General features: G+C 57.6%; 20 protein-coding genes and 1 tRNA gene. 9 read left to right on the top strand and 12 right to left on the bottom strand.

Annotated elements, in window-relative coordinates:
• Positions 1-26: 26 nt before the first annotated feature.
• The 3 genes from lspA to ERD84_RS11920 are packed head-to-tail and all read right to left on the bottom strand — an operon-like array spanning position 27 to position 4,366.
• The gene (lspA, locus tag ERD84_RS11930; RefSeq protein WP_130039824.1) at positions 27-575 is read right to left on the bottom strand and encodes a signal peptidase II; all 549 of its coding nucleotides are present in this window, start codon (positions 573-575) and stop codon (positions 27-29) included.
• On the bottom strand, positions 568-3,411 hold the full coding sequence (ileS, locus tag ERD84_RS11925) for an isoleucine--tRNA ligase (RefSeq protein ID WP_130039823.1): 2,844 nt from the start codon (positions 3,409-3,411) through the stop codon (positions 568-570). The genes lspA and ileS overlap by 8 nt, the downstream gene beginning before the upstream one ends.
• Positions 3,401-4,366 carry a bifunctional riboflavin kinase/FAD synthetase gene (locus ERD84_RS11920; protein WP_130039822.1) on the bottom strand — a complete coding sequence of 322 codons (966 nt, stop codon included), beginning with the start codon at positions 4,364-4,366 and terminating at the stop codon, positions 3,401-3,403. The genes ileS and ERD84_RS11920 overlap by 11 nt, the downstream gene beginning before the upstream one ends.
• Positions 4,367-4,413: 47 nt before the next feature.
• Between ERD84_RS11920 and purN the strand changes: the two genes are divergently transcribed.
• The 5 genes from purN to ERD84_RS11895 all read left to right on the top strand — a co-directional run bounded on the left by purN (position 4,414) and on the right by ERD84_RS11895 (position 10,609).
• Positions 4,414-5,094 carry a phosphoribosylglycinamide formyltransferase gene (purN, locus tag ERD84_RS11915; protein WP_130039821.1) on the top strand — a complete coding sequence of 227 codons (681 nt, stop codon included), beginning with the start codon at positions 4,414-4,416 and terminating at the stop codon, positions 5,092-5,094.
• 105 nt (positions 5,095-5,199) lie between these two features.
• The gene (locus ERD84_RS11910; protein WP_245150697.1) at positions 5,200-6,525 is read left to right on the top strand and encodes an RsmB/NOP family class I SAM-dependent RNA methyltransferase; all 1,326 of its coding nucleotides are present in this window, start codon (positions 5,200-5,202) and stop codon (positions 6,523-6,525) included.
• Positions 6,526-6,719: 194 nt separating this feature from the next.
• Positions 6,720-7,928, top strand: a complete 1,209-nt coding sequence (locus tag ERD84_RS11905; protein ID WP_130039819.1) for a DesA family fatty acid desaturase — start codon at positions 6,720-6,722, stop codon at positions 7,926-7,928.
• Entirely contained in the window at positions 7,925-10,210 is a 2,286-nt protein-coding gene (locus ERD84_RS11900; RefSeq protein ID WP_130039818.1) for a UvrD-helicase domain-containing protein, read from the top strand. The genes ERD84_RS11905 and ERD84_RS11900 overlap by 4 nt, the downstream gene beginning before the upstream one ends.
• A gap of 69 nt (positions 10,211-10,279) precedes the next feature.
• Positions 10,280-10,609, top strand: coding sequence for a DHCW motif cupin fold protein (locus tag ERD84_RS11895; RefSeq protein ID WP_130039817.1), 330 nt, complete (start codon positions 10,280-10,282; stop codon positions 10,607-10,609).
• A gap of 67 nt (positions 10,610-10,676) precedes the next feature.
• Here ERD84_RS11895 and ERD84_RS11890 read toward each other — a convergent pair whose 3' ends face one another.
• The 7 genes from ERD84_RS11890 to ERD84_RS11860 all read right to left on the bottom strand — a co-directional run bounded on the left by ERD84_RS11890 (position 10,677) and on the right by ERD84_RS11860 (position 17,859).
• Complete coding sequence (locus ERD84_RS11890; protein ID WP_130039816.1) at positions 10,677-12,611, bottom strand: ABC-F family ATP-binding cassette domain-containing protein; 1,935 nt, start codon at positions 12,609-12,611, stop codon at positions 10,677-10,679.
• On the bottom strand, positions 12,608-13,504 hold the full coding sequence (gene prmB / locus ERD84_RS11885) for a 50S ribosomal protein L3 N(5)-glutamine methyltransferase (protein WP_130039815.1): 897 nt from the start codon (positions 13,502-13,504) through the stop codon (positions 12,608-12,610). Before prmB ends, ERD84_RS11890 begins: the two co-directional genes overlap by 4 nt.
• A gap of 20 nt (positions 13,505-13,524) precedes the next feature.
• Positions 13,525-14,661, bottom strand: coding sequence for a succinyl-diaminopimelate desuccinylase (gene dapE, locus ERD84_RS11880; protein ID WP_130039814.1), 1,137 nt, complete (start codon positions 14,659-14,661; stop codon positions 13,525-13,527).
• A complete protein-coding gene (gene dapD, locus ERD84_RS11875) occupies positions 14,661-15,482 on the bottom strand; it encodes a 2,3,4,5-tetrahydropyridine-2,6-dicarboxylate N-succinyltransferase (RefSeq protein WP_130039813.1) in 822 nt (273 codons plus the stop codon). The genes dapE and dapD overlap by 1 nt, the downstream gene beginning before the upstream one ends.
• Before the next feature lie 29 nt (positions 15,483-15,511).
• The gene (dapC, locus tag ERD84_RS11870) at positions 15,512-16,708 is read right to left on the bottom strand and encodes a succinyldiaminopimelate transaminase (protein ID WP_130039812.1); all 1,197 of its coding nucleotides are present in this window, start codon (positions 16,706-16,708) and stop codon (positions 15,512-15,514) included.
• A gap of 69 nt (positions 16,709-16,777) precedes the next feature.
• Positions 16,778-16,862, bottom strand: a tRNA-Leu gene (locus ERD84_RS11865).
• Between the two features lie 118 nt (positions 16,863-16,980).
• Entirely contained in the window at positions 16,981-17,859 is an 879-nt protein-coding gene (locus ERD84_RS11860; RefSeq protein WP_130039811.1) for a lipid A biosynthesis lauroyl acyltransferase, read from the bottom strand.
• A 232-nt stretch (positions 17,860-18,091) separates the two neighbouring features.
• Between ERD84_RS11860 and tig the strand changes: the two genes are divergently transcribed.
• The 4 genes from tig to lon all read left to right on the top strand — a co-directional run bounded on the left by tig (position 18,092) and on the right by lon (position 24,083).
• The gene (tig, locus tag ERD84_RS11855; protein ID WP_130039810.1) at positions 18,092-19,402 is read left to right on the top strand and encodes a trigger factor; all 1,311 of its coding nucleotides are present in this window, start codon (positions 18,092-18,094) and stop codon (positions 19,400-19,402) included.
• Entirely contained in the window at positions 19,403-20,059 is a 657-nt protein-coding gene (gene clpP / locus ERD84_RS11850) for an ATP-dependent Clp endopeptidase proteolytic subunit ClpP (RefSeq protein WP_130039809.1), read from the top strand. It begins immediately after the preceding gene.
• Between the two features lie 91 nt (positions 20,060-20,150).
• Positions 20,151-21,458 (top strand): ATP-dependent Clp protease ATP-binding subunit ClpX, encoded by a 1,308-nt coding sequence (gene clpX / locus ERD84_RS11845; RefSeq protein WP_130039808.1) that lies wholly within the window; start codon positions 20,151-20,153, stop codon positions 21,456-21,458.
• 150 nt (positions 21,459-21,608) lie between these two features.
• Entirely contained in the window at positions 21,609-24,083 is a 2,475-nt protein-coding gene (gene lon, locus ERD84_RS11840; protein ID WP_130039807.1) for an endopeptidase La, read from the top strand.
• 212 nt (positions 24,084-24,295) lie between these two features.
• Here lon and lexA read toward each other — a convergent pair whose 3' ends face one another.
• Both lexA and ERD84_RS11830 read right to left on the bottom strand, forming a co-directional pair.
• Positions 24,296-24,961, bottom strand: coding sequence for a transcriptional repressor LexA (lexA, locus tag ERD84_RS11835; protein ID WP_130039806.1), 666 nt, complete (start codon positions 24,959-24,961; stop codon positions 24,296-24,298).
• Between the two features lie 89 nt (positions 24,962-25,050).
• Complete coding sequence (locus ERD84_RS11830) at positions 25,051-26,253, bottom strand: amino acid aminotransferase (protein ID WP_130039805.1); 1,203 nt, start codon at positions 26,251-26,253, stop codon at positions 25,051-25,053.
• Positions 26,254-26,327: the final 74 nt, after the last annotated feature.

Below are 26,327 nucleotides of genomic sequence, written 5' to 3'. Positions count from 1 at the left end.
TGTCGAATTAGGCCGGGATGCAGCACTTAGTCTGCACTGTCCTTTTTGCGCTTTTCATGGCGCATACGTCGGATTTCATCAAGGATCAGCAGGATGGCGCCGCAGGTAATGGCAACGTCCGCCACGTTGAAAGCGGGGAAATACCAACTATCCCAATAAAACAGCAGAAAATCAATGACGTGGCCATGCTGTATGCGATCGATTACGTTACCGATTGCACCACCCAGAATACATGTTAGCGATGCACAAAATAGCCCCTGTTGCGGGTTGCGTCGCAGCAGGTGGATGATCAGGCCGGTGGCACCCAGAGCGATTGCAGTGAACAGCCAGCGCTGCCAGCCCTGGCCGCCAGCCAGGAAGCTGAAGGCAGCACCGGGGTTATACAGCAGTGTGAAGTCGAAAAATGGCAGTACATGCCAGCGCTCACCGTATTGCAGGGCCTGATCAAAATAGAGCTTGGTGATCTGATCGACCACTACAATGGCCAGCGCGACCCCTATCCAGCCCCAGAACTGTAGGGGCCGGCCAGGTTGATTGCGGGTTGCGGGCTGGTTGCCGCTGCGAACCTCAGGCATGTTGACGCGCTTCGCCCTGGCCAAACAAATTGCTGACGCAACGCCCGCAAATGGCTGGGTGTTCCGGGTCGACGCCGACATCTTCCCGATGGTGCCAGCAACGCTCACACTTGGGTTGATGGGTGGGCTGGACCTGGATGCTCAAAGCGTCGTCAGAAGTTTGCTGGTGTACGCTTGCACGCGACACGATCAACACAAAGCGCAAATCGTCGCCCAGGCTGGTCAGCAGTTGATAATCGTTGCCGCTGGCATGAATGTCGAGCTCGGCCGCAAGAGATGAACCGATCTCGCCGGTGCTGCGTACGGCTTCGATATTGCGCATGGCATCGGCGCGGATCTCGCGCAGACGGTCCCATTTATCGCGCAGCAGTTGCGCATCGACCTGATCGGGCAGGGCGTGAAACAACTCGGTGAAGATGCTGGGCACTTCGCGATGCATATGCAGATCTTTCCAGGCTTCTTCCGCAGTAAACGACACGATGGGTGCCAATAGCTTCAGTAAGGTGTGTGTGACGTGATATACCGCAGTTTGAGCCGAACGGCGCGCTACGCTGGTTTTGCCTGCGGTGTACAAGCGGTCTTTGAGCACGTCGAGATAGAATGCGCCCAGGTCTTCGGAGCAGAAGATTTGCAGACGCGATACGGCAGGATGGAATTCGTAACGCTTGTAGCAGTCGAGGACTTCGGCCTGCATGGCAGCCGTCATGGCCAGTGCGTAGCGATCGATCTCGAACAGATGTTCCTGCTCGACCATATCCGTAGCGGGGTTGAAGTCTTGCAGGTTGCCCAGCAGGAACTTCAGGGTATTGCGTATACGGCGATAGCCTTCTACCACGCGTTTGAGGATTTCATCGGAAATCGACAGCTCGCCCGAGTAATCGGTAGATGCTGTCCACAGCCGTAGAATCTCGGCACCCAGTGAATCGGAGATTTTTTGCGGCGCAATGACGTTACCAACCGATTTGCTCATTTTGCGGCCCTGGCCATCGACCACAAAGCCGTGCGTCAGCAAGGCCTTGTAGGGTGGGCGACCATACAGCATGCAACCGGTAAGCAAAGAAGAGTGGAACCAGCCTCGGTGCTGGTCCGAGCCCTCGAGATAGAGGTCGGCGGGCCAGGTCAGCTCGTCGGCATGCGACCCCTTGACGCTGTGATCCTGACCACCCAATACCGTTGCATGGGTGGTCCCTGAATCAAACCAGACGTCGAGCGTGTCGCGGTTCTTTTCATACTGGCTGGCCTCATCGCCCAGCAGCTCGACCGGATCGAGTGATTGCCAGGCTTCAATGCCATGCTGCTCGACGCGCTGCGCAACCTGCTCCATGAGCTCGGGCGTGCGTGGATGCAGTTCGCCGGTTTCCTTGTGTACGAAGAAAGCCATGGGCACACCCCATTGGCGCTGCCTGGACAAGGTCCAGTCGGGACGATTGGCAATCATGGCGTGCAGTCGTGCCCGGCCCCAGGCTGGATAGAACTCGGTGTTGTCCACGCCTTCCAGTGCGGCCTCGCGCAGCGTCTTGCCTGTTTTGGGCTGACGGTCCATGCCTGCGAACCATTGGCTGGTGGCGCGATAGATCACCGGCGTCTTATGACGCCAGCAGTGCATATAGCTGTGTGACAAGGGCTCGGTATGCAACAGGCTGCCGGCCTCTTGCAGCGCCTCGACGATAACGGGATTGGCCTTCCAGATCATCATGCCGCCAAACAAGGGCAGGCTTTCGAGATAGTGGCCGTCACCCATGACGGGATTGATGATCTGGTCATCGCTCATGCCGTGGGCTTTGCAGGAGACAAAGTCTTCAATACCGTAGGCAGGCGCCGAGTGCACCACGCCGGTGCCGCTATCGAGCGTAACGTAGTCACCCAGATAGATAGGCGACATGCGCTGGTAGCCTTCGTGTACGTCGTACAGCGGATGCTTGAACTCAAGATTGGTGAGGGCATCGCCCTTGGCGGTGGCAATGATCTCGCCGCTTAGTTTCCATTGCTCCAGGCAGGACTCAACCAAGTCTTTGGCCAGCAGCAGCAACGAGCCCGTGCTGCGTGGCTGATCGAGCTTGACCAGCGCGTAGTCGAACTCGGGGTGTACGTTAAGGGCCTGGTTGGACGGCAGCGTCCAGGGTGTGGTGGTCCAGATGACTATGGCGCCGTCGTCGACTTCGGGCAAACCAAAGGCATGAGCCAGCTTTTGCTTGTCGCTGAATTTGAACGCCACGTGTACCGAGGGATCTTTCCGGTCGGCGTACTCGACCTCGGCCTCGGCCAGCGCGGAGCCGCAGTCGAAACACCAGTTCACCGGTTTCAAGCCGCGAAAGACATAGCCTTTTTCCATGATGCGCGCCAGCGCGCGCAATTCATCGGCCTCGTTGCCGAAGTTCATGGTCAGGTAGGGGTTGTCCCAGTCGCCCAGCACGCCCAGCCGTTTGAAATCTTTGCGCTGGCGGTCGATCTGCTCAAGCGCGTAGGCCCGTGCCTTGGACTGTACTTCGGCCACAGGCAGGTGTTTGCCGTATTTTTTTTCGATCTGGATTTCGATGGGCATGCCATGGCAGTCCCAGCCCGGTACGTAGACGGCATCGTAGCCGGCCATGGCGCGGCTCTTGACGATGATGTCTTTCAGGATTTTGTTGACCGCATGCCCTATATGGATGTCGCCGTTGGCATAGGGGGGGCCGTCGTGCAGAACGAACTTGGGCCGGCCCTTGCTGGCTTCGCGTATGGCTGCGTAAACCTTGTTTTCTTCCCATTCGGCAATCCAGCCCGGCTCGCGCCTGGCAAGGTCGCCCCGCATGGGGAAGGGGGTATCGGGCAAATTCAGGGTATTTCTATAGTCCATGGAGTGCGAAATGGTCGCGAGCGCATTGCACATCGTTATCGATGGCGGCGATCATAGTGGGTAGGTCGGGAAATTTTTCTTCGTCCCGCAGATATTCAAGAAATTCAACACACGTGAGTTTACCGTATGCGTCTATTTGACAGTCGAGCAGGTGCACTTCGAGCATCAGGCGTCCGTTGTGCGAAATGGTTGGCCGTACACCCAGGCTTGCTACACCGTTGATGGGTTGCGGCCCCAGCCCGTGGGCGCGCACTACGTAAACGCCCGAGCGCAAGGCGCATTGCGAGGGTACTTTTACGTTCAGCGTAGGGTAGCCTATGCTGCGGCCCAGCTTTTGGCCATGGATCACGTGACCACTCAGGCGGTAGCTGTGGCCCAGCAAGTGTTCGGCGCGTTCCAGTTGGCCCACCGCCAGTGCAGTGCGCAGCTCAGAGCTTGATATGCGATGACCATGCTCGTCGGCCACATCGGCAATTGTCTCGACTTCAAAGCCGTATTGCTGTCCGGCATGGCGCAATAGTTCGATGTCGCCGCTGCGTTTGTGGCCGTAGCGAAAATCTTCGCCCACCAACAGCCAGCGGGTATTCAGACCCTGCACCAGCAATTGCCGGATGAAGTCTTCAGCCGACATATCGGCCAGCGCTTGATTAAAGCGTTCCAGTATGATTTGGTCCAGCCCGTGAGCGGACAAGGCGGTCAGCTTGTCGCGCAGGCCGCTGATCTGGGTGGGCACAAGTTCGGGCCGCTGCCCGCGCAACGCAAAATACGTGCGCGGGTGTGGGTCGAAGGTCATGACGGTCGCGGCCAGCCCACGCTCAATGGCCTGTTCGCGGACGCGTGCCAGAATAGCCTGGTGTCCGCGATGGACACCGTCAAAGTTGCCTATTGTCACGGCGCTGGCTTGCTGGCTGTCGTGGCGGGGCAGGGTGCGATAAATGGAAGGAGATGTTTTCACACCCGAGAGTTTACAATCTTGTGCTGCCTTACTCAGGAATTATTGTCTTGGACGTTTCTTCTTCACCCGCCTGTCGCTTCGTCGTGCTGATATCCGGGCGCGGTTCCAACATGCAAACCATAGTCAATACGGTGCAAGCTGGTCACTTGCCTGCCACCGTATCGGCTGTCATGGCCAACAAGGCCGACGCGGCCGGCCTGGAATGGGCACAGGCGCATGGCATCCCGACGGCAGTGGTGCCGCATCGCGACTACGATAGCCGCGAGGCCTTCGATGCCGCGCTGGCCGAGGCCATCGAGGCCTATCAGCCTCACTATGTGCTGCTGGCCGGCTTCATGCGTGTGCTGACGCCGGCTTTTGTCGAGCGTTTCAATGGCCGCCTGATCAATATCCATCCGTCGCTGCTGCCTGCATTTCCCGGCTTGCACACGCACCAGCAGGCGCTCGCCATGGGTGTGCAGTGGCATGGCTGCACCATACACTTCGTGACCCCTGTGCTGGACCATGGCCCTATCGTGGCCCAGGGCATGGTGCCGGTACGGGCGGACGATACCCCTGATGACCTGGCCCAGCGGGTGCTGCAGGTCGAGCACAGAATGTATGCCGACGTGGTAGGCTGGCTGGCACAGGGCCGTGTGTCGCTCGACGCCATGCAGCGCGTGCAGGTGTCTGGCGTTGCCAGCCGCTCTTTTGTCCTGACGCCTGATGGCGTTGCATCATCTGAATAGGTCGTCATGAATAGTACTGATAAACCTCGGCGTGGCCGGGAAACCCGCAAGGCGGCCCCGATGCGGCGCCAAGAACAGGCCAGCCCGGTGGGGCGGCCTTATGTCATGGCAGCGGCGCGCATCGAGCAGGTGCGCAGTGCATTGGGTGAAATCCTGCAGTGGGAGTATCCCGCCGATGCATCTTTGTCGCATTGGTTTCGAGCGCATCCCAAACTGGGTTCGCGCGACCGCGGCGAAGTGGCCGAAGCGGTGTTCGACGTCTTGCGCCATTTGCGCCGCTACCGGCAGTTTGCCGAAAGCGGCACTGGCCCGGCTGCGCGGCGCCTGGCCATATTGGGTCTGGCATCGGTCTTCGATAAATCAGTACTCAACACCGGTCTGTCGGAAACCGAACAGCAGTGGCTCGCGCATGTGCAAGGCATTGCCACCGAGAGCCTGGCGCGCGCGGTACGCGATAGTCTGCCTGATTGGCTGGACGAACGCCTGGCATCGCTGGACGATGCCGATGAGCTGATCAGAGCGTTGAACTTGCCCGCGCCCCTCGATATCCGGGTCAATCCACTCAAGGCCGACCGTGCGGACATGCTCAAGCAAATGCGTGCCGGCCCCGGCTTACGCTACGATCCCGAGCCCACGCCTTACTCGCCCTGGGGCATACGCTTGCAGGGGCGCCCGCCCGTCAATCGCTGGCCTATGTTTGAAAAGGGTGAAATTGAAGTTCAGGATGAAGGCAGTCAGATCCTGGTTTCGCTGGTTGCGCCCAAGCGCGGTGAAATGATCATCGACTATTGTGCCGGTGCTGGCGGCAAGACTTTGCTGCTGGGTGCGCTGATGCGCTCCACCGGCCGCTTGTATGCCTTCGATGTATCGGCGGCCCGCTTGGCACGGGCCAAGCCTCGCTTTGCCCGCAGTGGCTTGTCCAATATCGTCCCGGTGGTCATCAACCCCGATAATGATCAGCGGGTGAAGCGCTTGCGCGGCAAGGCACATCGGGTATTGGTCGATGCGCCCTGCAGCGGTTTGGGTACCTTGCGCCGCAATCCCGACCTGAAATGGCGCCAGCATCCTGAGTCGCTGCAGGCCTTGCGTGACACACAGGCCAGCATATTGCGCCAGGCTGCGCGCTGTGTCGCCCCAGGTGGTCGGCTGGTCTATGCCACCTGCAGCATCCTGCCCGAAGAGAACGAAGAGCAGGTTGAGCGCTTTTTAGCTGAAAATCCCGGTTTTATCCTGCTTGATGCAGGCAAAATAGCGTCAGATCGTTGTGAAAATCTGACACTCGAAGGGCCTTTTTTACGCCTGCGTCCAGACCGTCATCAAACCGACGGCTTTTTTGCAGCCGCGCTAGAGCGAAAAAAGGAAACTCCAGTCAAAAAAGCAGTTCAGGAGGCCGAAGAGGCCCCTCAAGGCCATAACGGCGAAATCGACTGAAATAGGGTTTTTCGAGCACTCGCTTCTTAAGAGCGATATATTGGCTTTTATGTTCCGTTTGTCGAGGGAAGGAAGGAGCCTGATTGGCTTCTAATTCCTTGATCTAGCTCAAAACTATTTTGCAATTCTGCTGTCATATAGCTGACAAGTGAGCTACACTTTTTGTTGTTCTAACACGAGGCCTTTACAGGTTTATGGACCAAATACTCAATTTTCTTAAAGGCGGCCTGCTCCAGTATTCGTGGTGGCAAGTTGCACTGGTCGCTCTGGTGCTTACCCACATCACCATTGTTGGCGTAACCGTCTTCCTGCATCGCAGCCAGGCGCATCGCGGGCTCGACCTGCATCCCGCCGTCATGCATTTTTTCCGGTTCTGGCTTTGGCTGACCACCGGTATGGTCACCAAAGAGTGGGTGGCTATTCACCGCAAGCACCACGCCAAATGCGAAAAAGAAGGTGATCCGCACTCGCCAGTGGTATTTGGCCTGGGCAAAGTGTTTTTCCGTGGTGCAGAACTGTATCGCGAAGAAGCTACTAATCCCGAAACCCTGAAGCGCTTTGGTCACGGCACCCCCGACGACTGGCTCGAGCGCAATCTGTATACCAAGCGCAGCCTGCTGGGTATCCTGATCATGCTGGGTATCGACGTGGCTCTGTTCGGCGTACTGGGCGTTACCGTATGGGCCATACAAATGGCATGGATTCCCTTCTGGGCTGCAGGGGTCGTCAACGGCATCGGGCATGCCTGGGGCTATCGCAACTTTGCCAGTCCCGATACCAGTACCAATGTGTCGCCCTGGGGCATTATCATTGGCGGTGAAGAGCTGCATAACAATCACCACGCCTATGGTACGTCAGCCAAGTTTTCGACCAAATGGTACGAGTTCGATCTGGGCTGGTGCTATATCTCGGTACTAAGCTTTTTTGGGCTGGCCACGGTAAAAAAACGGGCACCTAAGCTCAAACTCGAGGCGCCCAAGGCTGTGGCCGACGCCAGCACTTTGCAAGGCGTCATCACCCATCGCTACGAAATCCTGGCCCGCTATACCGATCTGGTTAAAAAAGCGGCCGGCGAAGAGCTCAACAAGCTCAAGCTGACGCGCAAAGAAGGCAACCCCGATTGCAACTGGACGCTGCTCAGCCGTTGCAAAGACTGGATCACCAGCTCTGACGACGCCCTTGAGCCCGCACAGCGCGAACAGGTCGACACCGTCCTGGCTCAAAACCAGTCACTGTCCACCCTGGTGCAAATGCGACGCGAGCTCGTCCGTCTGTGGGAAAGCTCCAGCTCCAGCAGTGAACAGCTCTTGGCCGACCTGCAAGCCTGGTGCCAGCGCGCTCAGCAAAGCGGCATCGAAGGGCTAGAGCAGTTTGCTTACCGGTTGCGCCGCTACGCGGCATGATAGACAGCCTTAATCCGCAACAACAAGCTGCTGTCACTCTCCCTCCCGCCCACGCGCTGGTTCTGGCCGGCGCGGGTAGCGGAAAAACCCGGGTCCTGACCACACGCATGGCCTGGCTGATACAAACCAGCCAGGCCAGCCCTTTTGGGCTGATGGCGGTTACCTTCACCAACAAGTCGGCGCGTGAAATGCTCACGCGCCTTTCTGCCTTGCTGCCCATCAATACGCGAGGCATGTGGGTAGGAACATTCCATGGTTTGTGCAATCGTCTGTTGCGTGCTCATCATCGCGACGCGGGTTTGCCGCAAACCTTTCAAATTCTGGACAGCGCCGATCAGCTTGCAGCCATCAAGCGCCTGATCAAGGGTGCCGGCATTGATGACGACAAGTTTCCGCCACGCGACGTGCAGCGTTTTATCAACGGAGCCAAGGAAGATGGCTTGCGGCCCGCCGATGTCGAGGTCTGGGATGCGCACAGGCGCCGGCTCGTCGATATTTATCAGCTATACCAGGATCAGTGCGAACGCGAGGGCGTAGTCGACTTTGCCGAGCTGTTGCTGCGCGCCTACGAACTGCTGCAGCGCAATGCACCCATACGCGAGCATTACCAGCGTCGTTTCCAGCATATTCTTGTCGACGAGTTTCAAGACACCAACATGTTGCAATACCGCTGGCTGATCTTGCTGGCGGGCGGTGGTGCCCATATGTTTGCCGTGGGCGACGATGACCAGTCCATCTACGCCTTCAGGGGTGCGAACGTGGGCAATATGGCTGACTTCGAGCGTGACTATGCGAAAGGCAATGTCATACGTCTCGAGCAAAACTATCGTTCCTACGGTCATATTCTGGATTCGGCCAACGCCCTCATCGCGCACAACAGCGCAAGGCTGGGCAAGAACCTGTGGACCGAGCAAGGTGAGGGGGAGCCGGTACGCGTTATCGAACAGGCTTCCGACCTGCTCGAGGCGCAGTGGATTATTGACGAAACCAAGGCCTTGATCAACGACGGCCGCCTGCGTCGCGAAATTGCCGTCCTGTATCGCAGCAATGCCCAGTCGCGCATTATCGAGCATGCCTTGTTTTCGGCTGGTATACCTTACAAGGTGTACGGCGGGCTGCGCTTTTTCGAGCGGCAGGAAGTCAAGCATGCCCTGGCTTATTTAAGACTGATGGACAATCCGCACGACGACACTTCGTGGCTGCGGGTGGTTAATTTTCCGACGCGGGGCATAGGCGCACGCACCTTGGAACAGCTGGCCGATGTGGCCCGACAGCAGGGCGAGAGCCTGTTCCGCGCGGTACCGTCAATGTCGGGCAAAGGCGGCAATAACCTGGCTCGTTTCGCCGAACTGATCCAGCAGATGGCCCACGAGGCACAAGTATTGCCTTTGCCTGAACTCATTGAGCACGTGGTACATCACAGTGGTCTGCTGACGCATTATCAAAGTGATCGTGAAGGCGCCGACCGGCTCGAAAACCTGCAGGAACTGGTCAACGCAGCAGCGGCTTTTGTGGCCGAGGCCAACTTTGAGGGTTTGCCGGCCGGACGCATTCCCGAAGACGCGCTTGCAGCGGCTAGCCTGAATGCAGAGGCATCCGAAGCCATGGCCGCCATGTCGCCACTGGCGGCATTCCTGACCCACGCTTCACTTGAAGCGGGCGATAACCAGGCCCAGGCGGGCCAGGATGCGGTTCAGCTCATGACGGTGCATGCCGCCAAGGGGCTGGAGTTTGATTCGGTGTTTATCACTGGAGTCGAAGAGGGGCTGTTCCCGCATGAAAACAGTTTGCTGGAAGCGGCAGGACTGGAGGAAGAACGGCGTCTGATGTACGTGGCCATCACGCGGGCGCGTGAGCGTCTGTACCTGACGCTGGCACAAAGCAGAATGCTGCATGGGCAAACGCGTTACGCCATGCGTTCACGCTTCCTGGACGAGATCCCCGACGAACACCTCAAATGGCTGACGCCCCGAGAAGGCAGGGCGCCTGTGCAGGCGCAGCAAAATGCATGGAGCGGGGCGTTTCGACGTGGTAATACGTTCAATCAGTCTGGTGGCAGCAGCATGGCGCCACGTGCTCCGCGCGGTCTGGCGACGGGCGTTACGGTGGGCAATCAGGAGTTCCGGATAGGTACGGGTGTGCGCCATGTAAAGTTTGGCGAAGGCACGGTGATTGGGCTGAGCGGTCTGGGGCAGGATGCCCAGGCGCAGATTCAGTTCCGCGATGCCGGGACGAAGACCCTGGCGTTGGGGGTGGCCAAGCTGGAGATCGTGGCTGGCTGATTGGTATGCTTCAGCAATTTCTGCCAGGTGGTCGAGAATGCACTTTCTGAATCGTTAGGCGTGAATAAAATGGATATGCAAAACATCCCCTTTGGGACGACCGACTGGTCTGGCATCCCACGTACCCAACACTCTGCAGAAGCGGGCCAGGCTTTTTGGCAGACGCAGAAATTCGGCAGCATTCGTGTGCGCATGGTTGAGTACACCCCTGGCTATGTTTCGGATCATTGGTGTGAAAAAGGTCACATACTGCTATGCCTTGAAGGCGAGTTGCATACCGATTTGAAGGATGGCCGAAGCTTTACTTTGACACCGGGCATGAGCTATCAAGTTGCCGATGGTATAGATGCGCATCGTTCGCGCGCCCCAAAAGGGGCGAAGTTATTTATTGTGGATTGACGCAAACCAGCTCTGCTGTCAGGCTCACGTTTGATATTAATTCGGCTAAGAATAGCCGCAGTCCCCGCTAAGTCACTGTCAACGTTTCCAGCTCTTCCTGCAACATCAGCCACTCTTCTTCAAGCTGGCCATGCTTTTTGCTCAGCTCGCCATGCTCCTCCAGCACCTTCAAACGCTCATCACGGCGCGCGTCTGAATAGAAATCGGGGTCGGCAATCAACGCGTCAAGGGCCTGCAAGCGCTGGCCGGCACGTTCCATCTCGGCATCTACCTTCTTCAGCTTGGCATCCAGTGGCTTGCGCAGTACGGCAAGACGTTGCCGCTCCTCAGCCTCCTGGCGGCGTTGTGCCTTGCGATCAACCATTGCATCGCCCTGGTTGGCGTGCTCAGTATTGCTGCGAGCCTCGGACCGCGCCTGGGCGCTGCGGGCGCTCAGCCAATCCCGATAGTCTTCCAGATCACCGTCAAACTCCTGCACCCGGCCATCGGCCACAATCCAGAAGCTGTCAACCGTAGTGCGCAGCAGATGGCGGTCGTGGGATACCAGCAGCACGCTGCCGGCAAACTCTGCCAGGGCCGTGGCCAATGCTTCGCGGGTATCCACATCCAGGTGATTGCTGGGTTCGTCGAGTAACAGCAAATTGGGTTTTTGCCAGACGATGAGCGATAACGCCAGGCGTGCTTTTTCGCCGCCGGACATGGGGGCGATCTTGCTGGTGACCGTATCGCCGCTGAAGCCAAAGCCACCCAGATAGTTGCGCAGCTCTTGTTCGCGAGTTTGCGGTGCCAGGCGCGCCAAGTGTTGCAAGGGGGTGGCGTCGGGATCGAGCATGTCGAGCTGGTGCTGGGCAAAATAGCCGATTTCCAGGCCCCTGGATGCACGGCGTTCGCCAGCCAGTACGGGCAGTTCTTCCGCCAGTGTCTTGATCAAGGTGCTTTTACCAGCGCCGTTCACGCCCAGCACGCCTATGCGCGCTCCACCTCTGACCATCAGCTGGATATTACTGAGTACAGTGCGGGCCTGACTGGTGCCGCCGGCATAGCCGGTCGAGACATCGTCCAGCACCAGCAAGGGATCAGGCATGCTGGTGGGTTCGGGAATGCGTATATCGATGCCCGATTCTGCCTGCAGGGGAGCCAGGGTTTCCATGCGGGCCAGTGCTTTGACGCGGCTTTGGGCTTGCTTGGCTTTGGTGGCTTTGGCCTTGAAGCGATCAATAAAGCTTTGTAGTCTGGCTGCTTCGCGGGTTTGCCTGTCCCAGGCCAGGCGAGTCTGGCGCAGGCGCTCAGCGCGCTGAGTCAGGAAGTCTTCATATCCACCGCGATAACGCAGCAGCTTGGCCTGGTCGAAATGTAAAATCACCGAGGCGACGGAATCCAGAAACTCGGTGTCGTGCGAGATCAGCAGGACAGTGCCCTGGTAGGCAGCCAGCCAGCGCTCCAGCCATAACATGGCGTCCAGATCGAGGTGGTTGGTGGGTTCATCCAGCAGCAATAGTTCGGACGGCGCCATCAGGGCGCGGGCAAGCGCCAGACGCATCTGCCAGCCCCCCGAAAAGCTATTGACGGGATTCATCCACTGGTCGGGTGCAAAACCCAGGCCAGCCAACAGTTGTTCGGCGCGTGACGGCGCACTCCAGGCATCGGCCTCGACCAATGCTGATTCCAGTTCGGCGATGCGGTGGCCGTCGCTGTCGGGTGTGGCGGCTCGTTCGGCCTGCAAGGCACGCAAATGCCGGTCGCCGTCAATCACGAATTCTCGGGCGGGCAGCTCGTTGTGGCTGATTTCCTGATCGACGCTGGCAATGCGCCAGCCCGGCGGTATGAGCAGCGAGCCGGCGTCGGCATCCAGCCGGCCTTGCAGCACGGCAAACAGAGTGGATTTGCCGGCGCCATTTTTGCCAACGATGCCAACCCGTTCTCCGGGGTTGATGACGAAATCAGTGCTGTCGAGCAGTACCTTGGTGCCACGCCTGACGGTCAGGCCAGTAGCGCGGATCACGAAGCCAGTTGCTCGCGGGTGAGCAGCAGTATTTGATCGTCAGTGTTCTCGGTACTGAGCAAGATGGGATCGAGATTGGGAAAGGCGGCCAGGAAGTTCTGGTATTCATGGCCAATCTCGAGCACCAGCAGACCATCGGGTGTCATGAAGGCGGGTGCCTGCTGCAAGAGTCGGCGGATGAGGTCCATGCCATCGTCACCACCGGCTAGCGCCATGGTGGGTTCGTGGCGGTACTCCTGGGGCAGGTGCTCCATGGAGTGATTGTTGACGTAAGGTGGATTGCAGACAATCAGCTTGTACTCGCAGTCGGGCAGTTGTTCAAAGAGATCGCTGCAGTGGGTGGTGATGCGTCCGTCCAGCCCCGAGAGCTCGATGTTTTGATCGGCGACTTCAAGGGCGTGCTCTGACAGGTCGACGGCATCGACCTGCGCATTGGGAAAGGCCAGCGCCGACAACACCGCCAGGCAGCCCGAGCCGGTGCACAGGTCGAGGACGAAATCAACGTCATCCGGATCTTCAATCCAGGGGCTCAGGCTGTCGGCCAGCAGCTCTGAAATGGGTGAACGCGGAATGATGACTCGCTGGTCGACAACAAAGCGGTGGCCTTGCAGCCAGGCTTCGCCGGTGAGATAGGCGGCGGGAACGTGCTCGGTAATACGCCGTTCCAGCAGTTTGAGATAGCGCTCGCGCTCGGCGGGCAGCACGCGCGCATCGAGGAAGGGTTCCAGCATATCGAGCGGCAGATGCAGGCTGTGCAGCAGCAGATAGACGGCTTCGTCCCAGGCGTTGTCGCTACCGTGCCCGAAGGATAGCCGGGACGCATTGAACTGGCTGACGGTGTAACGTAGCAAGTCGCGTACCGTGCGCAGTTTTTTGCTGGCGATGTGATGCATAGCGGCTCCTGAAGGCGGGTTTAGTCTGGCAACAACTGTTCCAGCGTACGACGATAGATGTTTTTCAATGGCTCCAGTGTATCAATTCGTATGTGCTCGTTCACTTGGTGGATACTGGCATTGATGGGACCAAACTCAATGACCTGCGGGCATATCTTGGCGATAAAGCGGCCGTCGGACGTACCCCCCGTGGTTGATAGCTGTGTGGCCACACCGGTTTCGTCGAGAATAGCTTGCGCCATGGCCGTGCTGAGTTCACCTTTGGGCGTCAGGAATGGCTCGCCGCCTTGAGTCCAGTCCAGATCGTAATCCAGCTTGTGTTTGCCCAGAATGGTGGCTACACGTGCTTTCAGGGTGTCGGGCGTGCTGGCCGTGGAAAAGCGGAAGTTGAAATCTAGCACGGCAGTGCCCGGCACGACATTCGTAGCCCCGGTACCCGCGTGCAGGTTGGAGACCTGGAAGGTCGTGGCAGGAAAATACTCGTTGCCTTCGTCCCATTGTTCAGCCGTCAGTTCGACCAAGGCGGGCGCCAGCAGATGAATGGGGTTGCGGGCGAGGTGCGGGTAGGCCACATGTCCTTGTTTGCCCTTGATCGTCAGTTTGCCGGATAAAGAGCCGCGCCGCCCGTTTTTGACCGTGTCGCCCAGTGTGTCGACTGATGTGGGCTCGCCCACGATGCAGTAGTCCAGTTGCTCGCCGCGTTGTGCCAGCGCCTGGCATACTTTGACCGTGCCGTCGACGGAAGGGCCTTCTTCGTCGGAGGTGATCAGCAATGCGATAGAACCGGAATGCTGCGGATGGTTGGCAATGAATTCTTCGACCGCTACGGTGAAGGCGGCGATAGAGCTTTTCATGTCGGCGGTGCCGCGCCCATACAAATTGCCTGCACGCTCGGTCGGCGTGAAAGGGTCGCTGTCCCAGCGCTCAAGCGGCCCGGTGGGCACGACATCAGTATGACCGGCAAACACCAGCAGCGGTGCGGCAGTGCCACGCCTGGCCCACAGGTTGACCACATCGCCAAAGGCCAGGGTTTCGCAGTCGAAGCCGGCCACTGTCAAGCGGCTCGCCAGGGCGTCCTGGCAGCCCAGATCGTCGGGCGTTACGGAGGGCCGCGAGATGAGTTCCTTGGCCAGTTGCAGAGTGGGGGTATCGGGCATCAGGCTCTCAGCAGATCGTTAATGCTGGTTTTGGATCGTGTCTGTGCATCGACACGCTTGACGATGACGGCGCAAGCCAGGCTGTGCGAGCCGTCGGCGGCGGGCAGCGAACCTGGCACAACCACTGAGCCCGAAGGGACGCGGCCGTAGGTGACGGTACCAGTGGCGCGGTCGTAAATCTTGGTGCTTTGGGACAGGAACACGCCCATGGCCAGCACGGAATTTTCTTCGACGATCACGCCTTCGACAATTTCGGAGCGCGCACCAATAAAGCAGTTGTCTTCGATGATGGTCGGATTGGCCTGCAGGGGCTCCAGCACACCGCCTATGCCCACACCGCCTGACAAATGCACATTCTTGCCGATTTGTGCGCAAGAGCCTACCGTGGCCCAAGTGTCGACCATAGTGCCTTCATCGACATAGGCGCCGACATTGACGTAGGAGGGCATCAGCACCACATTCCGGCCGATAAACGTGCCTTTGCGGGCGACCGCCGGGGGCACGACGCGAAAGCCACCCTGTGCAAAGGCGGCTGCATCGTAGTGCTGGAACTTGGTGTCAACCTTGTCATAGAACTGCAGGGCGCCTTGGCCCATGACTTTATTGTCTTCCAGTCTGAAAGACAGTAGCACTGCTTTCTTGACCCACTGATGTACCACCCAGTCTCCGGAGATTTTCTCGGCAACACGCAATTGACCGGCATCTAGCGCAGCCAGGGTTGCTTGCACGGCGGCACGTACGTCGGCGTGCCCGGAGGAGGGAGAGAGGTCAGCACGGTTGTCCCATGCTTCCTCGATGGTGCTCTGCAGGTTTTTATTCATAGAAGGGCTCAGTGAGGGTTAAGAATGCTTCAGTATTTGGCATTCACAAAATCAGCGATGCGCTGGGCTGCTTCGACGCATTGCTGTTTGGGTGCAACCAGCGCCAGGCGGACGCGGTTTGCGCCCGGATTGACGCCATGGGCTTCGCGCGCCAGAAAGCTGCCTGGTAACGCTGTGACGCCAGTGGCGCCATACAGATCACGTACAAAATCGGTATCGGAGCAGGGTGTTTGCGCCCATAAATAAAATGAGGCGTCGGGCCGGCTGACACCCAGCACGGGTTCCAGTATGGGCAGGACCGCCTCAAATTTTTCACGGTAAAGCTGCCTGTTGGCAACGACATGCGATTCGTCATTCCAGGCTGCGATGCTGGCCTGCGACACCACCGGGCTCATGGCACTGCCATGATAGGTCCGATACAGCAGGAACTGGGCTATTAGCGTGGCGTCACCGGCTACAAAACCCGATCGAAGGCCGGGTACATTGGAGCGCTTGGACAGGCTGGAAAAGCAGACCAGGCCACGATAGTCATTGCGGCCCAAACGCTGTGCAGCTTGCAGGCCACCCAGGGGCTTGTCGGTTTCGTCGAAATAGATTTCGGAATAGCACTCGTCAGAGGCGATGACAAAGCCATGCTCGTCGGATAAGGCAAACAAGGCTTGCCATTCTTGCAAAGACATGACGTTGCCCGCTGGATTGCCGGGCGAGCATACGAACAGCAACTGGGTTTTGTGCCATACCTCGGCCGGTACCGAGGCCCAGTCGTAGCCGAAATTCAGTTCGGCCTGCGCATTGATGTAGTAAGGACGCGCGCCCGCCAGCAGGCTTGCACCTTCGTAAATTTGATAAAACGGATTAGGGCACACAGTGACAGCGTCGGCAGTGGGATCGATGATCGTCTGGGCGAAGGCAAAAAGTGCCTCGCGCGAGCCGAGTGCAGGCAGTATTTGGGTGTCCGGGTCTGGGGGAGCAATACCATAGCGTCTGGCGATCCAGTCTGATATGGTGGATCGCAGCAGGGCATCGCCCTTGGTCGGTGGATAAACCGACAAACCCGCCATGGCGTCCTGCATGGCTTGGGCAATCAATGCAGGCGTAGTGTGTTTGGGTTCGCCTATGGAAAGGCTGATGGGTGCAAGTGCCGCTGGGGGCATCCCGGCCTGCGCGAGCAGCCGCCTTAACTTTTCAAAAGGATAAGGGTGCAGTGCGCTGAGTCGGGGGTTCATGTTTGCCGCAAGGTAGGGCAGCAAGCCGGCTGTGTGGCATGCTGCAATGCCGGCAAGCATGCATTGTTGTGGTGCGAACGGAGAGACTCGAACTCTCACACCTCTCGGCGCCAGAACCTAAATCTGGTGCGTCTACCAATTCCGCCACGTTCGCTAAAGTAAGCCAAGCATTATAGCTTTTTTTTAATGACGCGCAATGGCGCAGTACTGAATAAACACTTGGGTAATGAAGGGGCAGTTAAATCAAGCGCTTGCTTGCGGTGCTGGCAGTTTCAATATACCGACGGCTCGCCTTCCGGACGCCGCTTGAAGCGTCGATGTACCCAATAGTACTGATCGGGCGTCAGACGTATGCGCGCTTCCAGAAACTGGTTCATGCACAGGGCGTCGGCATGGACATCACCGCTGGGAAAATTATCGAGCGCCTCGAATATGTGCAGCTTGTAGCCTTTGTAGCCGGGCACTACTTCGGCCACAAAGGGCACGACCCGTGCGCCGCTGAGTTGGGCCAGGCGCGATACGGCGGTCAAAGTGCAGGCCTGGATGCCAAAAAACGGCACAAATACAGAGTCGCGCAGGCCGAAATCCATGTCAGCCGCCAGCATGATAGGCTTGCCTGATTTCAACACTCTCAGGATTTCACGCGCACTTCCATGGCGGGAAATCATTTCGGTTCCAAAGCGCGATCTTTGTGTGCGCGAAATGGTCTCGGTAACGGTGTCCGACATGGGTGTATAGATAGAGGCCACCGGATGCATGATAGAGTAATACATGCAGGTGGCTTCAATGGCGGCAAAATGAAAGCCCATAAATATGGTGGGTTGTTCGTAGCTGTCTTGAAGTTCAATGGCGCTTTCGAGCTGCACCAGGCGTCTGATTTGCGAGGCGCTGCCGTACCATTGAATGCCACGTTCAAAGTAGCTGCGTATGACGTGCCGAAAGGTTGAGCGTGCCAGGGCTTCCCGTTCTTCCGGTTGTTTTTCCGGAAAGCACAGGCGAAGATTGGTATGCAATATGCGTTTACGCTTGCTTGGCAGGCTGTATAACAGGCTGCCAAGTGTTTCGCCCAGGCGTGCCACCAAGCCATAGGGCAGCAACGCAAGCGTACGGAGCAAGCCCGCCGTCAACGTGCTTTGTATCTTTTTTTTCATGGACAGAAGGCAGGGAGCCAATCGCCCTCTTGGGGGCAGGTTAATCAACCATGCTAGCACGTGCTCGTTACAAGTAATGTTTTTTTTGGAAACCACCTTATGTGCACCCGGCGAATTACCCTTCGAATTTGCCCCTTAATATAGGGAAAAGTGGTTGCTTTTCGTGGTTCGGACGAGTTTCCGGTAAAATGTCCTGTTCATTTCTTCAATTATTCATTTATATAGGTCCCTAATGCAGCCCGAGGTTGAAATTTTGTCAGGTCTGGAGCGCCGTGTAGATCTGGTCGTCTCGATCGCCGACGTAGAAAAAGAAGTCCAGACGCAACTCAAACGCGTCGCTCGTACTGCCAAAGTTCAGGGTTTTCGCCCAGGCAAAGCACCGCTTTCCCTGATCGAGCGTAGCCATGGGCCCGGCATCCGCTACGACGTCATCAATTCTGAAGTCGGTCGTTCGCTCGACCAGGTCATCGGCGAGTCCAAGCTGCGTGTGGCCGGTACGCCCAATCTTGAACCCAAGACCGAAGGCGTCGAAGAGGGCACTATGGCTTTTTCGGCCACCTTCGAGGTCTATCCCGAAGTGCAAGTCCCCGATCTGGCGACCTTGCAAGTCAAGCGTAGCAATGTAGAAGTGGGCGATGCCGAAGTGCAGCGTACTATCGATATCCTGCGCAAGCAGCGTGCCAACTACGAAGCCCGCGACGGCCGTGAAGCACAAGACGACGACCGCGTCACGCTCGACTTTACCGGTACCATCGATGGCGTAGCTTTCGAAGGCGGTTCCGCCGAGAAATTCCCCTTTGTGCTGGGCCAGGGCCGCATGCTGCCCGAGTTCGAAACTGCTGTGCGCGGCATGAAGGCCGGCGAGTCCAAGACTTTTCCGCTAAATTTCCCCGAAGACTACGGCAGCAAGGAAGTCGCTGGTAAAACCGCCGAATTCGCTATTACCGTTACCGAAGTGGCCGAAGCCATCCTGCCCGAAGTTGATACCGAGTTCGCAAAAGCGCTGGGCCAACCCGAGGGCGACGTTGAAAAACTGCTGGCCGACGTGCGCAGCAACATCGAGCGTGAAGTCAAGGTGCGTGCCCAGGCCCGCAGCAAGGCCAGCGTCATGGACGCCCTGGTTGAGTCATGCTCGTTCGACGTGCCTAAGGCATTGGTCCAGAACGATGCGCAAGGCCGTGTCACCGCTGCCCGCGAAGAACTCAAGCAGCGCGGCGTGCCCAATGCCGACTCGGTGCCTATTCCCGTCGAAGCCTTCACGGCCGAGTCCGAGCGCCGCGTGCGTCTGGGTCTGCTCGTATCCGAACTGGTGCAAGCAGCCGATCTGCAGGCCAAGCCCGAGCAAGTGCGTGCCCGCATCGAAGAATTTGCGCAAAACTACGAGCAGCCGGCACAGGTAGTTGCCTACTACCTGTCCGACCGCCAGCGTCGTGCTGAAATCGAAGCCATCGTGCTCGAAGACAACGTGGTTGAACACGTATTGTCCAAGGCTCAGGTTACCGACGAAGACGTTGCTTTCGAAGAACTCATGGGGACAAACTAAATGTCACGATTTACCGATTTTTACGCCTCAATGTACGGTGGTGACTCGGTGACCCCAACGGGGTTGGGCTATGTGCCCATCGTGATTGAACAGTCGGGCCGTGGCGAACGGTCCTACGATATCTACTCACGCTTGCTGCGTGAGCGCGTTATCTTCTTTGTCGGGCCCGTCAACGATCACACTGCCAACCTGGTGGTGGCGCAGTTGCTGTTCCTCGAGTCCGAGAATCCCGACAAAGATATTTCGCTCTACATCAACTCGCCTGGCGGTTCGGTGTATGCAGGCATGGCCATCTACGACACCATGCAGTTCATCAAGCCTGATGTCTCCACCTTGTGTACCGGCATTGCGGCGAGTATGGGCGCTTTCCTGCTGGCGGCAGGCACCAAGGGCAAGCGTTATACCTTGCCCAACTCGCGCATCATGATTCACCAGCCATCCGGCGGTGCGCAAGGCCAAGCCTCCGACATCCAGATCCAGGCACGCGAAATCCTCAGCCTGCGTGAACGCTTGAACACCATTCTTGCGAACAGCACGGGCCAGCCCGTCGAGCGCATTGCCGAAGATACCGAGCGCGATAATTTCATGTCGGCCGAAGATGCGGTATCGTATGGTTTGGTAGATAAAGTCCTGGTGTCTCGCTCCGACGAGGCGTAAGCCAGATGGTCGGTGTATGCCCTATGGGCGTACACCGGTGATTACCCGGCAGGCGATGCATTGTCCTGTCTACTGAACTTTGAAGAGTTTTATGCCCGATAAAAAAGGATCGACGGACGATAAAGCATTGCATTGCTCGTTCTGCAACAAAAGCCAGCACGAGGTACGCAAGCTTATCGCAGGGCCGTCGGTATTCATTTGTGATGAATGTATTGACCTGTGCAACGACATCATCATCGAAGAAAGCCAGGAAGCAGCGCGCGATGCCATCCGCAACGAGCTGCCCACACCGGCCGAAATCAAAAGCTTTCTGGACGGATACGTCATTGGGCAAGATACCCCCAAGCGTACGCTGGCAGTGGCGGTATACAACCACTACAAGCGTATACGCTATGGTGAAGTCAAGGGCGACGATGTCGAGCTGTCCAAGAGCAATATCCTGCTGATCGGGCCTACCGGCTCAGGCAAGACGCTGTTGGCCCAGACACTGGCCCGTATGCTCGATGTGCCCTTCGTCATGGCTGACGCCACCACACTGACCGAAGCCGGTTACGTGGGCGAAGACGTTGAAAACATCGTCCAGAAACTGCTGCAAAACTGCAATTACGATGTAGACAAGGCCCAGCGCGCCATTATCTATATCGACGAAATCGACAAGATCTCGCGCAAAGCCGATAACCCGTCCATCACCCGCGATGTATCGGGCGAGGGCGTGCAGCAAGCGTTGCTCAAGCTCATCGAGGGCACAGTGGCATCGGTACCGCCACAGGGCGGGCGCAAGCACCCCAATCAGGATTTCGTCCAGGTCGACACCACCAACATCCTGTTTATTGTTGGTGGCGCCTTCGACGGGCTCGACAAGGTCATCCGCGACCGCACCGAGCGTTCTGGCATCGGCTTTTCGGCGTCCGTGCGGGCCAAGACCGAGCGTGGCGTAGGCGAGTTGTTTGCCGAGGCCGAACCCGAAGATCTGATCAAGTTCGGCCTGATTCCCGAGCTGGTTGGTCGTTTGCCCGTGGTGGCCACGCTGGAAGAGCTGCAGGAAGATACCCTGGTACGCATCCTGACCGAACCCCGCAATTCGCTCATCAAGCAATTCCAGAAACTGTTTGAAATGGAAGAGGTCGAGCTTGATGTTCGCCCGGGCGCCCTTACAGCTATAGCGCAGCGTGCCATCAAGCGTCGTACTGGTGCACGCGGTTTGCGTTCCATCGTCGAACAGTCCTTGCTGGGCACCATGTATGAACTTCCTTCCAAGAAGAACGTCAAACGTGTAGTGCTCGATGAAAGCTCCATCACCGGGCAAGGTACTCCCAAGCTGATATACCAGGACGAAGAAGAAGCCGGAACCGATTCGGGGCGGGATACTGCCAAAAAACTGAAAAATGCCGCAGCATAAAGATGCTTGTCGAATACCCCTATAGAAAGTAACTCCGACGCTTTGTAGACTTGAAATACTGGCTATCGTCACTACATACACTATAGGTAGTACTAAAGGGAGGCCTAGGCTTCCCTTTTGTAATTAAAGGTCAACTTTAAGGAAATGACTATGTCTGCAAGCCAGATTCTTACTCCGGAACCGACGGACTTGCCGCTGTTGCCTTTACGCGACGTAGTGGTGTTTCCGCACATGGTGATTCCCCTGTTTGTAGGCCGTCCGCGCTCCATCAAGGCGCTGGAACTGGCCATGGAATCCGGCAACAACATCATGCTGGTGGCACAAAAGTCAGCCAGCAAAGACGATCCCACACCCGAAGACTTGTATCCTATTGGTTGTGTGGCCAGCATTTTGCAAATGCTCAAGCTGCCCGACGGCACCGTCAAGGTGTTGGTCGAAGGCATACAGCGCGCAAGCATACAATCGGTCACCGAAGCCGAAACCCATTTCATGGCGGTGGTGGTACCGGTCGAGGCCTCGGTCGACGAAACCGCCGAGTCCGAAGCCCTGCGCCGTGCGGTGGTTGCCCAGTTCGAGCAATACGTCAAGCTGAACAAAAAAATTCCCCAAGAGATTCTCACCTCTCTTACCGGAATCGATGATGCCGGCCGCCTGGCCGACACCATTTCGGCGCATTTGCCCCTCAAGCTCGAGCAAAAGCAGCAAATGCTCGAAGTCACCGGTACCTCCCAGCGTCTCGAAAATCTGCTTTCGCAGCTCGAATCCGAAATCGATATTCTTCAGGTCGAGAAGCGCATTCGTGGCCGCGTAAAGAAGCAAATGGAGAAAAGCCAGCGCGACTACTATCTGAATGAGCAGGTCAAGGCCATCCAGAAAGAGCTGGGCGAGGGCGAAGAGGGCGCCGATATCGAAGAGCTCGAAAAGAAAATCACTGCGGCCCAGTTACCCAAAGAAGCCCAGAAGAAAGCCGATGCAGAGCTTAAAAAGCTCAAGCTGATGTCGCCCATGTCGGCTGAAGCCACAGTGGTGCGCAACTATATCGATACGCTCATTGGCTTGCCGTGGCGCAAGAAAAGCCGCATCAACAATTCGATTGCAAACGCCGAAGGCGTGCTTGATGCCGACCATTACGGTCTTGAAAAGGTCAAGGAACGCATTATCGAGTACCTGGCTGTGCAGCAAAGGGTCGATAAGCTCAAGGCACCCATACTATGTCTGGTGGGTCCTCCCGGGGTCGGTAAGACTTCGCTGGGGCAGTCCATCGCTCGTGCCACCAACCGCAAGTTTGTGCGTATGGCGCTGGGCGGTGTACGCGATGAAGCCGAAATACGTGGCCATCGTCGTACGTATATTGGTTCCATGCCGGGCAAGATTCTGCAGAACATGAGCAAGGTTGCGGTACGCAATCCCTTGTTCCTGCTCGACGAAATCGACAAAATGGGCGCCGACTTCCGTGGCGACCCGTCGTCGGCCTTGCTCGAGGTACTTGATCCGGAACAAAACCACACCTTCCAGGATCACTACATCGAAGTCGATTTCGACTTGTCCGATGTCATGTTCGTGGCAACCAGCAACACGCTGAATATTCCGCCTGCGCTGCTCGATCGCATGGAAGTCATTCGCCTGTCGGGTTATACCGAAGACGAAAAAGTGCATATTGCCTTCGATCACCTGCTGCCGAAGCTCATGAAGAACAACGGCGTGCAAGAAGACGAAATCACCATCGAAGAGCCGGCCATACGCGATATCGTCCGTTACTACACACGAGAAGCGGGTGTGCGTGCGCTGGAACGTGAAATCAGCAAGATCTGCCGCAAGGTGGTCAAGAAACTGCTGGCCGTCAATCCTGCCGCAAGCAAGCGGGGTCGCGGTAAGGCGTCTGGCGCACCGCAGGCCATCGAGCGGGTCACGGTCACGGCCGAAAACCTCAGTGATTTCCTCGGCGTGCGTCGTTTCAGTTTCGGCATGGCCGAAAAGGAAAACAAAGTTGGGCAAGTCACCGGTCTGGCCTGGACGGAAGTGGGCGGCGATTTGCTGACCATCGAAGTGGCCGATATGCCGGGCAAGGGCGTTGTGCTACGCACGGGCTCCCTGGGCGATGTCATGAAGGAATCCGTCGAAGCGGCGCGTACCGTGGTGCGTGCCCGGGCCCAGAAATGGGGTATTGCGAATACGGCTTTCGAGAAGCGCGATCTGCATGTGCACTTCCCTGAAGGCGCAACACCCAAAGATGGTCCTTCTGCGGGTATTGCCATTACTACGGCCATGGTGTCGGCGCTTACAGGCATTCCGGTGCGCTCCGATGTGGCAATGACGGGCGAGATCACTTTGCGGGGCGAGGTGCTGGGTATAGGTGGGCTCAAAGAGAAGCTGCTGGCGGCGCATCGCGGCGGGATCAAGGTTGTGATGATTCCCGAAGAGAACGTGAAGGATTTGGCCGATATTCCTGACAATGTGAAGAATCACCTTGAGATTGTTCCGGTGCGCTGGATTGACCGGGTTCTTGAGGTTGCATTGCAGAATATGCCTACACCGTTGTCTGATGAAGAGGTTGCGAAGTTGGCAGCCGAGGCGGTGGCTAATGCCAAGCCTGCGGAGTCTTCGGGCGGGGTGATGAAGCATTGATGATGCTGTAACGCGTTGGCTGGGTAATTAGCCAATCAAGGGCCGGGTTCCGTGTTTATGGAATCCGGCTTTTTTATCTGCGCGAGCATATTCTTTGTTTCTGCCTGTGCACCTTTTCTTAAGGGCGGTGTCTCAGCCTCCGGCCCGCCGGAGGCTGAGACATCGCCAGAGATCGCTTGGTGCGCTGGAGACTTGCGCCCTTGGGCCGACCCTTAATGCAGCGGCGTATTGCGGATTAACCCGACTGCGATGCCTTCTATGGAGAATTCGTCGGCGGCGGTGACGATGATGGGCTCGAAATCGGGGTTTTCGGGGAGGAGCTCTATGTGTTTGCCGGCGCGTGCGAAGCGTTTGACGGTGACTTCGTCGCCGATGCGGGCAACGATGATTTGGCCGTTGCGGGCGTCGGGTGATTTCTTGACGGCCAACAGGTCGCCGTCGAGGATGCCGGCGTCGCGCATGCTGAGGCCGCGCACACGCAGCAGGTAGTCGGGGGTTTGGTTGAACAGGGAAGGTTCAATGCCGATTTCGCGTTCGACGTGTTCGGCAGCGAGTATGGGGTTGCCGGCAGCTACGCGGCCTACCAAGGGCACCAATAGTTGCGATAACGCGGACGAGGCCTGCTCGATGAGTGTGGGGGCTGGTGCTGTGGCAACCGGGCTGGCGTCGGTGAGCCTTATGCCGCGCGATGCGCCGGGAGTGAGTTCGATGGCGCCTTTGCGGGCCAGGGCCTTGAGGTGGTCTTCGGCGGCATTAGCCGACTTGAAACCCAGGGCGCGGGCAATTTCGGCCCGGGTGGGCGGGAAGCCCGTGCGGGTGATTTCGCTGCGGATGAGTTCAAGTATTTGCTGCTGACGCTCAGTAAGCTTGACGGCCATGGCTTTCCAGACTGTGTTTATATACAGTCTGGATTTTGCAGCATTTCAGAAGAAAGATCAAGCACCAGGAAAGTGGTGCTTGTTGGCGCTTAGGCCAGGACTTTGGCGATGGCTTCGGCCACGTAGTCGATATTGCGATCGTTCAGTGCGGCGACGCAAATACGGCCGCTGCTGACGGCATAGACGCCATGCTCGTCGCGCAGGCGGTCGACCTGGTCTTTGGTCAGGCCGGAATACGAGAACATGCCGCGCTGGGCAAGCATGAAGTCGAAGTTCTGGGTGACGCCATGGGCTTTGAGCTTTTCGACCAGTTGCACACGCATGTTGCGGATGCGCTCACGCATGGCAGCCAACTCGTTGGTCCAGAGGGTATAGAGTTCTGGCGTGTTGAGTACGGTGGACACCACTGTGCCGCCGTGTGTGGGCGGGTTGGAATAGTTGGTGCGAATCACACGCTTGAGCTGGCTGAGTACGCGGCCGCGCTCTTCGTTGCTGGAAGTGATCAGCGTCAGGGCACCCACGCGTTCGCCGTACAGCGAGAACGATTTCGAGAACGAGGAGCTGATGAGCATGGTGATGTCTTGCTGCGCGAACAGACGGACCACGGCGGCGTCTTCTTCGATGCCGTCGCCAAAGCCCTGGTAGGCAATATCAAGAAAGGGCACCAGGTTTTTGTTCTTGACGACTTCGGCGATTTTTTCCCATTGTTCGAAGGTGGGATCGACACCAGTGGGGTTGTGGCAGCAAGCGTGCAAGATGACGATGGTTTGCTCGGGCAGACTGCCGAGAGCAGCCAGCATGCCGTCGAAATTCAGGCCACGTGTGGCGGCATCGTAGTACGAATAGGTTTCAACGGTGAAGCCGGCACGCTCGAACAGGGCGCGGTGGTTCTCCCAGCTGGGATCACTGATCACGACCTTGGAGGTCGGCAGCAGCTGCTTGAGGAAATCGGCGCCGATTTTCAGTGCGCCAGTGCCGCCCAGGGCTTGTGCAGTCAGGACGCGGCCGCTGGCCAGCAAAGGCGAGTCTTTACCCAGCAGCAGGGTTTGTGCGCCTTTGTTGTAACCTGGAATTCCTTCGATCGGCAGGTAGCCGCGTGCGGCGTGTGCCTCGATGTGGGCGATTTCAGCCTGGCTGACGCACTCGAGCAGCGGAATGCGGCCTTCGTTGTCGTAATAGACGCCGACACCAAGGTTGACCTTGTTTGCGCGGGTATCGGCGTTATATTGTTCAACTAAACCAAGGATTGGGTCGCGCGGTGCAAGCTCGACCGATTCGAAGAGTGATTTCATGTGGGAGTGCTAGGTGGGTAGAGAAAGAGGTAACAATAGTGTGATAATAAGGGGTTTACCCTTAAAGTGTCCAG

The sequence above is a fragment of the Pollutimonas harenae genome, assembly GCF_004153685.1.
Taxonomy (GTDB): Bacteria; Pseudomonadota; Gammaproteobacteria; order Burkholderiales; family Burkholderiaceae_B; genus Pusillimonas_C; species Pusillimonas_C harenae.
The sequence above is the reverse complement of the archived record's forward strand: the minus strand, read 5'-3'. Positions and strand labels throughout refer to the sequence as shown.